The sequence below is a fragment of the Photorhabdus kleinii genome (assembly GCF_025384885.1).
Lineage (GTDB): Bacteria > Pseudomonadota > Gammaproteobacteria > Enterobacterales > Enterobacteriaceae > Photorhabdus > Photorhabdus kayaii.
The window spans coordinates 24048-33491 of the sequence record NZ_JAJAFY010000051.1 but is presented as its reverse complement, the minus strand read 5'-3'; the positions used below and the strand labels follow the sequence as shown (position 1 = coordinate 33491).

At 44.7% G+C, this 9444-nt stretch carries 10 protein-coding genes and 2 pseudogenes; 5 read left to right on the top strand and 7 right to left on the bottom strand.

Translation table 11 applies throughout. The annotated features are described in order from the left end of the window. Nucleotides 1–164 (top strand): annotated as a pseudogene (locus LG003_RS18975) (IS982 family transposase); the annotation flags it as partial. A 142-nt stretch (nucleotides 165–306) separates the two neighbouring features. On the opposite strand, the gene actP reads toward LG003_RS18975, so the two are convergent. From actP to acs, 3 genes are all read right to left on the bottom strand, one after another. Further along, complete coding sequence (actP, locus tag LG003_RS18970) at nucleotides 307–1956, bottom strand: cation/acetate symporter ActP (RefSeq protein ID WP_262981383.1); 1650 nt, start codon at nucleotides 1954–1956, stop codon at nucleotides 307–309. Beyond that, nucleotides 1953–2264 (bottom strand): DUF485 domain-containing protein, encoded by a 312-nt coding sequence (locus LG003_RS18965; protein WP_112878428.1) that lies wholly within the window; start codon nucleotides 2262–2264, stop codon nucleotides 1953–1955. The genes actP and LG003_RS18965 overlap by 4 nt, the downstream gene beginning before the upstream one ends. Before the next feature lie 63 nt (nucleotides 2265–2327). Next, nucleotides 2328–4283 (bottom strand): acetate--CoA ligase, encoded by a 1956-nt coding sequence (gene acs, locus LG003_RS18960; protein ID WP_112878427.1) that lies wholly within the window; start codon nucleotides 4281–4283, stop codon nucleotides 2328–2330. Nucleotides 4284–4656: 373 nt separating this feature from the next. Here acs and sodA point away from each other — a divergent pair, with 373 nt between their 5' ends. Then, nucleotides 4657–5283: a superoxide dismutase [Mn] gene (gene sodA, locus LG003_RS18955; RefSeq protein WP_112878426.1), complete on the top strand. Its 627-nt coding sequence runs from the start codon at nucleotides 4657–4659 to the stop codon at nucleotides 5281–5283. Between the two features lie 118 nt (nucleotides 5284–5401). Then, nucleotides 5402–6073: a 6-hydroxyaminopurine reductase gene (yiiM, locus tag LG003_RS18950; protein ID WP_112878425.1), complete on the top strand. Its 672-nt coding sequence runs from the start codon at nucleotides 5402–5404 to the stop codon at nucleotides 6071–6073. On the opposite strand, the pseudogene LG003_RS18945 reads toward yiiM, so the two are convergent. Continuing rightward, nucleotides 5987–6319 (bottom strand): annotated as a pseudogene (locus LG003_RS18945) (recombinase family protein); the annotation flags it as partial. The gene yiiM and the pseudogene LG003_RS18945 overlap by 87 nt on opposite strands. 191 nt (nucleotides 6320–6510) lie before the next feature. On the opposite strand from LG003_RS18945, the gene LG003_RS18940 reads away from it, so the two are divergent. Next, nucleotides 6511–7101, top strand: coding sequence for an RNA polymerase factor sigma-70 (locus LG003_RS18940; protein ID WP_262981382.1), 591 nt, complete (start codon nucleotides 6511–6513; stop codon nucleotides 7099–7101). Continuing rightward, on the top strand, nucleotides 7094–7294 hold the full coding sequence (locus LG003_RS18935; RefSeq protein WP_112878422.1) for an anti-sigma factor family protein: 201 nt from the start codon (nucleotides 7094–7096) through the stop codon (nucleotides 7292–7294). The genes LG003_RS18940 and LG003_RS18935 overlap by 8 nt, the downstream gene beginning before the upstream one ends. Before the next feature lie 10 nt (nucleotides 7295–7304). Here the strand turns inward: LG003_RS18935 and LG003_RS18930 are convergent, their stop codons facing one another. Genes LG003_RS18930 through bufB form a run of 3 tightly spaced genes read right to left on the bottom strand, consistent with a single transcriptional unit; the run spans nucleotide 7305 to nucleotide 9442 of the window. Next, entirely contained in the window at nucleotides 7305–7799 is a 495-nt protein-coding gene (locus LG003_RS18930; protein ID WP_240000823.1) for a DoxX family protein, read from the bottom strand. Between the two features lies 1 nt (nucleotide 7800). Then, a complete protein-coding gene (locus tag LG003_RS18925) occupies nucleotides 7801–8550 on the bottom strand; it encodes an HvfC/BufC N-terminal domain-containing protein (RefSeq protein WP_262981381.1) in 750 nt (249 codons plus the stop codon). Beyond that, on the bottom strand, nucleotides 8519–9442 hold the full coding sequence (gene bufB, locus LG003_RS18920) for an MNIO family bufferin maturase (RefSeq protein ID WP_262981380.1): 924 nt from the start codon (nucleotides 9440–9442) through the stop codon (nucleotides 8519–8521). The genes LG003_RS18925 and bufB overlap by 32 nt, the downstream gene beginning before the upstream one ends. Nucleotides 9443–9444: the final 2 nt, after the last annotated feature.

Here is a 9444-nt window from a genome sequence, read left to right as displayed (position 1 = left end):
TGTATCAGCTTAAAAATATTTCTCAGATAGCGCATTCAAGACACCGCAGTCAGCTCGGTTTTTTATTGGAAATCGTCGCTAGCCTAATTGCTTATACATTCCAACCTAAAAAACCGAGCTTGAATTTACGGGATTGTGATATCGTTATTTTTAAACGAAGCTGAGGTTAATTAATAAATTGAAATAAAAGAGTTAATCATTAACCTAGGATTAAAACAAGAGGTTAACTTGTGAAATAGCTCTGAATTCAGGCGGCTTCTAATGAAAATACCTCTCCCGAAGGAGAGGCTGGACATAAAAACGTAATTAGTGTGTTTTTCCTTGTGCGATATCAAGTCCTGTTTGTGATCGAATAAACTGGATTCTAAATTGTTCTCTTTCTTGCATACCTTGTTGTGAATTATCGGTGATAGAAAATAGCCATGAACCAATAAAAGCGATAATCATTGAGAATAATGCTGGATATTCATAAGGATAGATTGGTTTCTCGTGACCGAGAATGCTGACCCAAATTGTTGGACCGAGAATCATTAAAACTACTGATGTAATTAATCCTAGCCAACCTCCGGTTAACGCACCACGAGTAGTGAGTTTACGCCAGTACATAGACAAAAGAATGGTTGGGAAGTTACAGCTTGCAGCAATAGAAAATGCTAATCCAACCATGAAAGCTATGTTCTGGTTCTCAAATAGAATACCTAATCCGATTGCGATAAATCCAAGTATCACAACTGTTATTTTTGATACTCTCAGTTCATCTCGTTCATTGGCTTTACCGCGTTTAATGGCGTTTGCATATAGGTCATGTGATACTGCTGATGCGCCAGCCAGCGTTAGCCCCGCAACAACGGCTAGAATTGTGGCAAAGGCGACAGCAGAGATAAAACCCAGAAACAAGTTGCTTCCAACTGCACTAGCGAGGTGAATGGCTGCCATGTTAGTACCACCAATGAGTGCGCCGGTAGCATCTTTAAAGGAAGGGTTTGGACTAACCAGTAAAATAGCACCGAAGCCGATGATAAAAGTCAGAATGTAAAAATAACCAATAAAGCCAGTAGCGTAGAAAACGCTCTTTCGGGCCTCTTTCGCATCACTTACAGTAAAGAAACGCATGATAATATGAGGTAAACCAGCGGTACCAAACATCAATGCCAAACCAAGAGAAAGTGCGGATATTGGGTCAGATACTAACCCTCCTGGACTCATGATGGCTTCACCTTTTGAGTGGACAGCAATGGCTTCTTTGAACAACGTATTGAAATTGAAGTTTACTATTTTCATGACCATAAGGGCCATAAAGGTGGCACCAGCTAGTAATAGGATAGCTTTGATAATTTGTACCCAGGTCGTTGCTAGCATACCGCCAAACAAAACATAAAGTACCATCAGGATACCAACCAATACGACCGCTACATGGTAATTGAGCCCAAAAAGCAATTCGATAAGTTTGCCTGCGCCAACCATCTGAGCAATAAGATAAAGGGCGACAACAAACAGCGAGCCAATTGCAGATAACGTACGGATTGGGCGTTGCTGTAACCGGTAAGAAGCGACATCGGCAAAAGTATAGCGTCCAAGGTTTCTTAATCTTTCGGCAATCAGAAATAGGATAATAGGCCAGCCAATCAAGAAGCCGATAGAATAAATTAGTCCATCATAACCAGACGTATAGACTAAAGCGGAAATGCCGAGGAATGATGCTGCGGACATAAAATCTCCCGCAATTGCCATTCCATTTTGGAAACCAGTAATACGTCCCCCCGCCGTGTAGTAATCAGTACGGGAGCGGGTTTTTTTTGAGGCCCAGTAAGTGATATAGAGTGTAAAACCAACAAACAGGACAAACATGATAATGGCCTGAATGTTGATAGGTTTCCTTTCTCCAGTTTCAGAGATTGCGTTAGCCCAGGTGAGATGAGGAAATAGCACTATTGCTAATAACAGGAACTTTTTCATTTCTTTACCTCACAGAGAATTTGTGAGGTAAGGTGATCAAACTCGCTATTGGCTCTGATTACATATAAGCCGGTTAAGATGAATGAAATAACAATTAAACCAATACCAACCGGTATTCCACGGGTAATACTGGAATCATTATAAAGGGGAGTACCTAGCCATTCTGGGGCAAATGCAATGAGAAAAATAAAACCGACATACAGAATTAATGTGATTATTGATAGCAACCATGCAAAACGTCCCCGCTTTTCAACCAATTCTTTGAAACGCGGGTTATTCTCGATCCCTTGGTAAATGTCGTCATTCATCGGAGTATATCCTCTTATATTTATTATATTTTGATTACAGCCGCCATAAGGCGGCATGATCTGTCACGAAATATTCATTGTTTGTTTTTCTTCCAACAATTTTTCTACTACTCCTGGATCTGCTAGTGTTGAAATGTCTCCTAGATTGTTGGTATCGCCGGAGGCTATTTTGCGCAGGATACGACGCATAATTTTTCCTGAACGGGTTTTTGGTAAGGAGTCTGTCCAGTGTAGGATATCTGGTGTAGCAATCGGACCGATTTCTTTACGTACCCAATTACGGACTTCTGTATAGAGTTCTGGAGAGGGTTCTTCACCGTGATTTAAGGTGACATAGGCATAAATTGCCTGCCCTTTAATATTATGTGGGGTACCTACGACAGCAGCTTCTGCAATTTTAGGATGAGAGACCAAAGCAGATTCAATTTCAGCAGTACCTAGACGGTGGCCGGAAATATTCAGCACATCATCAACACGGCCAGTTATCCAATAGTAGCCATCTTCATCACGGCGTGCGCCATCACCACTAAAATACATTCCCTTAAAGGTAGAGAAATAGGTTTGTTCGAAACGGTCATGATCGCCAAATAGTGAGCGTGCTTGTCCTGGCCAGGAATCGGTAATAACCAGGTTTCCTTCACAAACACCTTCTAGTAGTTCACCAAGATTATCAACCAATGCGGGCTGAACACCGAAGAAAGGTAGCGTTGCGGAACCTGCTTTTAGTTCGGTTGCGCCTGGCAGTGGTGTGATCATGAAGCCACCAGTTTCTGTTTGCCACCAGGTATCGACAATCGGGCATTTGCTGTTACCAATTTTCTGGTAATACCATTCCCAAGCTTCCGGGTTAATCGGTTCGCCAACTGATCCCATAATACGCAGAGAAGTACGTTTCGTTCCTTCAATAGCTTTGTCACCTTCCGCCATCAGGGCACGAATCGCTGTGGGTGCTGTATACAGGATATTTACCTGATGTTTATCAATAACCTGACTTAAACGGTTAACCGCAGGATAGTTTGGTACACCTTCAAACATTAGGGTAATAGCGCCACAGGAAAGGGGGCCGTAGAGCAGGTAGCTATGTCCAGTAACCCATCCCACATCGGCTGTGCACCAGTAAACTTCCCCCGGCTGATAATCGAATACATATTTAAATGTTAGAGATGCATATACAAGGTAACCTCCAGTGGTGTGCAGTACCCCTTTGGGTTTACCGGTAGAGCCTGAGGTATAGAGAATAAACAGTGGGTCTTCTGCATTTATCTCTTCAACTGGACAGTCAGCACTCGCGTCTGCTACCAATTCATGCCACCAAAGGTCGCGGCCAGATTGCCAGTGACCAATATTTCCAGTACGTTTAAAAACGATCACATTGGATACATTGACAACGGCTGCATTATTTAATGCGTCATCAACATTCTTTTTCAGGGGGATTGTACGTCCTGCTCTTAATCCTTCATCGGCGGTAATGACCAATTTGGTGTTTGAATCGATGATACGCCCGGATACAGCATCAGGAGAAAAACCTGCGAAAATAACAGAGTGAATAGCACCAATGCGGGCACATGCTAACATGGCAACCGCTGCTTCTGGCACCATCGGCATGTAAATAGCAACAACATCGCCTTTTTTAATACCCATATTTTTCAATACATTGGAAAACTGACATACATCATGGTGTAGTTCACGATAGGTTATTGCTTTGGATTCTGTTGGATCATCACCTTCCCAGATAATAGCGGTTTGCTCACCACGTTCTTTTAGATGACGATCGAGACAATTTGCGCTTAAGTTTAGTGTTCCATCTTCAAACCAGCGGATATTGATATGTCCAGGATCAAAAGAGGTATTCTTTACCTTGGTGTAAGGCTTAATCCAGTCAACAATTTTTCCTTTTTCACCCCAGAACCTGTCGGGATCTTGCAACGATAATTGGTAGTCTTGTTGATATTGTTGCTCATTCATCAGGGCATGTTCTGCAATGGCGATAGGAATAGGGTGCTTCATTATTTTGGTCATATAATATTCTCCTTACGAATGTTAATATTATGTCAAATCAAAGTTAACTAAAGTGTAAAGAGAATTTTTGTTTTTTTTTTGCGCGGAAGATCACGCAATAAAAAGAATATTTTTCACGTGATTGTCATTTAGTGTGGCGGGTTTATTTAGGTTTAATTGCTAATCAAAAATAGTAATTCAAAATCCTAATCCAATAATAATGTTTAATATAGACAAATTGACTGATAAGTCACTGAAACACAGTTGTATGATAAAACCATAATGAGAATATGGTGTTGATAAGCATTTCCAATAATATTTAATTAACTATAATGATCACGTTGTTCACAAGGTGTGGACTTTGAACCATTCTTATATGACTGGAGTACATGATATGAGCTATTCATTACCTTCTCTTCCTTATTCTTATGAAGCTCTGGAACCTCATTTTGATAAGCAGACGATGGAAATCCACCATACCAAGCATCATCAGACTTACGTTAATAATACCAATAGCGCCCTGGAAGCCTTCCCTGAGCTGGCAGGACTGGATATTGATGATCTGATTCAGCAATTAGATAAGATACCTGCTGATAAACGTACTTTTGTTCGTAATAATGCTGGTGGGCACGCTAACCATAGCTTGTTTTGGAAAGGTCTGAAATTAGGCACAACTCTGCAAGGTCCATTAAAAGAAGCTATTGAACGCGATTTCGGTAGTATAGATTCTTTTAAAGAGAAATTTGAGCAGGCAGCGGCTACCCGCTTTGGTTCTGGTTGGGCGTGGCTAGTACTGAAAGATGATGGCAAACTGGCGGTTGTATCGACTGCTAACCAGGATAGCCCATTAATGGGTGAAGCGATTTCTGGTGCATCTGGTTATCCGATTATTGGTCTGGATGTTTGGGAACATGCTTATTACTTACAGTACCAAAACCGTCGTCCTGACTATATTAAAGCATTCTGGAGCGTTGTTAACTGGGATGAAGCAGCGATACGTTATCAGGAAAAAGTGAAATAACTTTCTGAATAATTTGTCTTTTCTGCTATGCCGGCTGATATGACTGCCGGCATTTTTATTGGTTGAATATTGGTTTATGATGGTGATGTCAGACTGATTTCAATAAGGAAAGTGAATTATGTATTGTCCGCAGGTATATACGGGTAAAATTGAAATATCAGGAAAACTTTCTGCCAGCGCAATTAACAAACGGATGGTTGATGGTAGCTTGCGTCTGACTTCTCTAGGATTAGAAGGTGATGAACAGGCCGAAACCCGTTTCCATGGTGGCCCTGATCGTGCGCTTTGCCATTATCCCCGTGAACACTACGATTTCTGGAAACATCAATTTCCTGATCAGGAAGATTTCTTTATTGCTCCCGCGTTTGGCGAAAATATTTCCACAACGGGGTTGACTGAAGAAAATGTTTGTATCGGTGATATTTTCAGTTGGGGAGAGGCCATGCTTCAGGTAACTCAGCCTCGTTCGCCTTGTTACAAACTCAATTCTCATTCCGGTATCAGTAATTTTTCTGCCATTATGCAGGGGAGTGGCCGCTGTGGTTGGCTTTACCGAATTATTGCAGCGGGAAATGTTAGCCCGGATGAGCCTTTTGTTCTTGTTTCCCGTAATAGTGATGTTTTGGTTAAAGAAGCGGTAGCGATTGCTTTTAATATGCCATTTGATGAAGAGCAATATCGTCGGTTGATGAGTGCCGCTGGGTTATCTGCCAGTTGGAGCCTGACTATGCAAAAGCGGGTGATGTTTGGAAAGATTGAGGATTTTAACCGTAGGTTGTTCGGGAAATAATAAAATGTGCACGTGGTGAACGTGCACATTAGCACTGACACTACTTCCTACTTTCAGATGTTCAATCACCACTCGTTGTTGTTCCTCATTAAGTACCGAACGGCGTCCCATGTGTTTTCCTACTGCTTTAGCTCGTGCAATACCAGAATGAGTGCGCTCTATCAGTAAGTCTTGTTTAAACTCTGCCATTGCAGCTATTATCTGCATGGTCACTCTCTCGGCAGAACTGGTCAGATTTACTTCTCCATGACGCTATGAAGTTGAATGAAAAATAGGTGACGCTGGGGAAAAGACACGTCCCCTGCTGTACAAAAAACAGATTTAATTTAGAATTGTCCCCGTTCCCCAAACGGTCCCTAAGTCATGTGAGTGAATTTAAACGATTCCGCCAGTAATACCCGGTTATCCCGAACAATCCTGTTGAGATAGAAACTAAGATGTCCGATATCAATAATCTGCTGCGGGATCCGCAGTTTTTTTCCATGCTGCATAAACAGATGTTGCAGTTTGCTAGCTTGCAGTTGAATGATTTTCATCAGGCGGAAGACGTTGTTCAAGAGGCGCTGGAAGGGGCGATGAAGAATGCCTCTTCCTTTGCCGGACGAGCCGCCTGGAAAAGCTGGGTGTTTACGATCCTGCGCAACAAAATCTCGGACGCCTTGCGTATGCGTTATCGGCACAGCAGCGTGCAACTGACTGATGATGTTGATGAGCAAAATTTCGAAGCGCTGTTTGATGAGTCTGGTCACTGGCCACGAAACGAGCATTCTCAGCGCTGGCATTTACCGGATGAGGCGGCCGAACAGGAGCAATTTTGGACGGTTTTCGAGCTTTGTCTGACACAGTTGCCAACGCAAAACGCACGGGCATTTATGATGCGCGAATTTATTGGTCTTGAGACTCAGGAGATCTGTCAGGAGATGGCGCTCTCTGTCAGCAACCTGAATGTGATGCTCTGGCGTGCGCGTATGCGTTTACGCGAATGTTTGTCACAACGCTGGTTTTCCCAGGAGGATAAATATGCTTAGTTGTTACCAAGCTACACGCCTGATGTCTCAGGCGCTGGATGAAAAAATCGTGCTTTCTCAACATGTTCAGCTAATGCTGCATTTGAAAATATGCGACGGGTGCCGAAACTTCAGACAACAGCTTGCCGACCTGCGCACTATCACTTCCGCATTCGCTCGTGGCGAAAATGAGAATCAAAATAAAGTAACGTAGGGAGGGGGAATCAGGTACGATGTCGGTAAATCAGGCGATCAAGCGAAAACCTCCCACCGCCATAAGTCACCAGATACAACTGAGCCGTCAGCCAGGTAGCGTGAACAGGCCAGGCATCCGGATAAACAAATATCTGAATCACCAGCGTCATCACCATTAATGCTAGCGCGGAGAAGCGTGTCGCTAATCCGACAATCAGCAGCAGCGGAAACAAGTGTTCTGCGGTCGCGGCCATGACGGCAGCAACATCGGGTGGCAGTAGAGGAAGCTTGTACTCGCTGGTAAAGAGCGACACGGAGCTATCGGTAACTCGCGGAATCCCTAATTGCCAGGGTGTGCGTGTCTCCAGAATATCTATGTTTAATCCCACCACTTTGCTTTGGCCTGACAGCCAGAATGTTGCGGCAAGGCTAATGCGCGCCAGAAGGGGAATAACACTTTCCTGCGCAATGTGTTGCCCTTTTAACGCTAACATTTTGAGTAATGCTATATTGAGTAATGCCATTTTAGCGCTCCGTGTTGCTGTATAGAGAAAGGATCAGTCCATAGTGCTGCATGCGTTGTAAAACCGACTGAGGCTCAAAAGTTGCATCCTCCCTGGCGGCAATATCTAGGGCTTCGGTAAGACACCGACCGGACTGGAGCATAGCAACAAATTGCATTTCCGCACGGCTGAGCAACATTATTCGCACGTCGTCGTCAACGCGGCACAGCAACATATGTTCAGGCTGGAATGGGTCCAGCAGCATCTCGTTTTCATTTTGTTGGTGTGAGGCCCATAGGCTGAAGACGGCATAATCTGAACTAAAGAGCCGTACCGAAGGATGGAGCGCCATCAGCAACTGTGCGGGGTCGTCAACGGGGGCCGCTTCTGCCGTCTGTTTGGCAGGGTCCGCTGCATGCAGTGATTCGATAAACAACATTTCCAGCCGGGTGAGATCGCTCAGCCAAGGCCAGTCTGCCAACGGCTGAAATGTCGCAATCCAGTCCGGCAATTGTGCGCCATAGCTTGCCAAAACAGGAGAGGGTGGAGGTTGTTGACGTATAAACTCCGCCGCCATCGCACGAAAAAAGCACTTTCCGAGCTGGGCGAGAAGGACAGGGCAGTTTTCGGCCAGTGCGTCGATCAGCGACGCCATGACATTATTACGATAAACCGCAAAACGTACCGCTGGATCGCTATCGTTCCAGACTGTCAGCCCCTCTGGTACCGCGAGGTCGGGGTCAAGAAGTGCTTGATACAGTTGTTGTTGCATTTTTCGAGCTCTCCGTAATGTAACGCTGGGCATGGCCGGCTTCGTTTAGTAACACGTCTAATGGTGGGATATTGCTGTCCCATTCGATCAGGGTGGCGATCGGCCCTGTTTCATTCAGGGTCTCGTTATAAAGATCCCAGACAGGCCCGGTCACATGACTGTCGTGTGAATCAATCAACAGCAAGTCGTTTGCCCCATCGCGGCTTTCCGTATAGCCTGCCAGATGAATTTCACCGACACGGTGAAGTGGCAGTTCGAATAGCATCTGCCGTGGGCAGCGATTATGGTTGACGCCACTGATATAGAGATTGTTCACATCCAGCAGTAGTCCGCATCCGGTGCGGCGTATCACCTCGGAGATAAAGTCAGTCTCGCTCATGGTTGAGGCACTGAACTCGATGTAAGTAGATGGGTTTTCCAGCAGAATGGGGCGACGCAGCGCATTTTGTACCTGATCGATGTGTTCGCAGACCCGCGTCAGCGTGACGTCGGTATAAGGCAGCGGTAGCAGATCATTGAGAAATAGATCGTTGTGCGTCGACCAGGCAAGGTGTTCAGAAAAAACGGTCGGCTGGTAGCGTTCAACCAGCGCAGCAACACGTTGTAAATGAGTCTGATTCAGAGGACTTTCTCCTCCGATGGACATGCCCACACCATGAATAGAGAGCGGATAATCTTGGCGAATGGCGGTTAGTGCTTGATGAAACGGACCTCCCGCAACCAAATAATTTTCCGCGTGAATTTCAAAAAAACCAATGTCGGGTTTATCGCGCAGGATAGCGCGAAAATGCTCCGGCTTTAACCCGATCCCTGCTCTGGTCGGAAGCCTATTTAGCATGAGACAGTCAGGAGCATCACGAGAGACACTATGTGAGGGTAAAGAAATTGTCATCG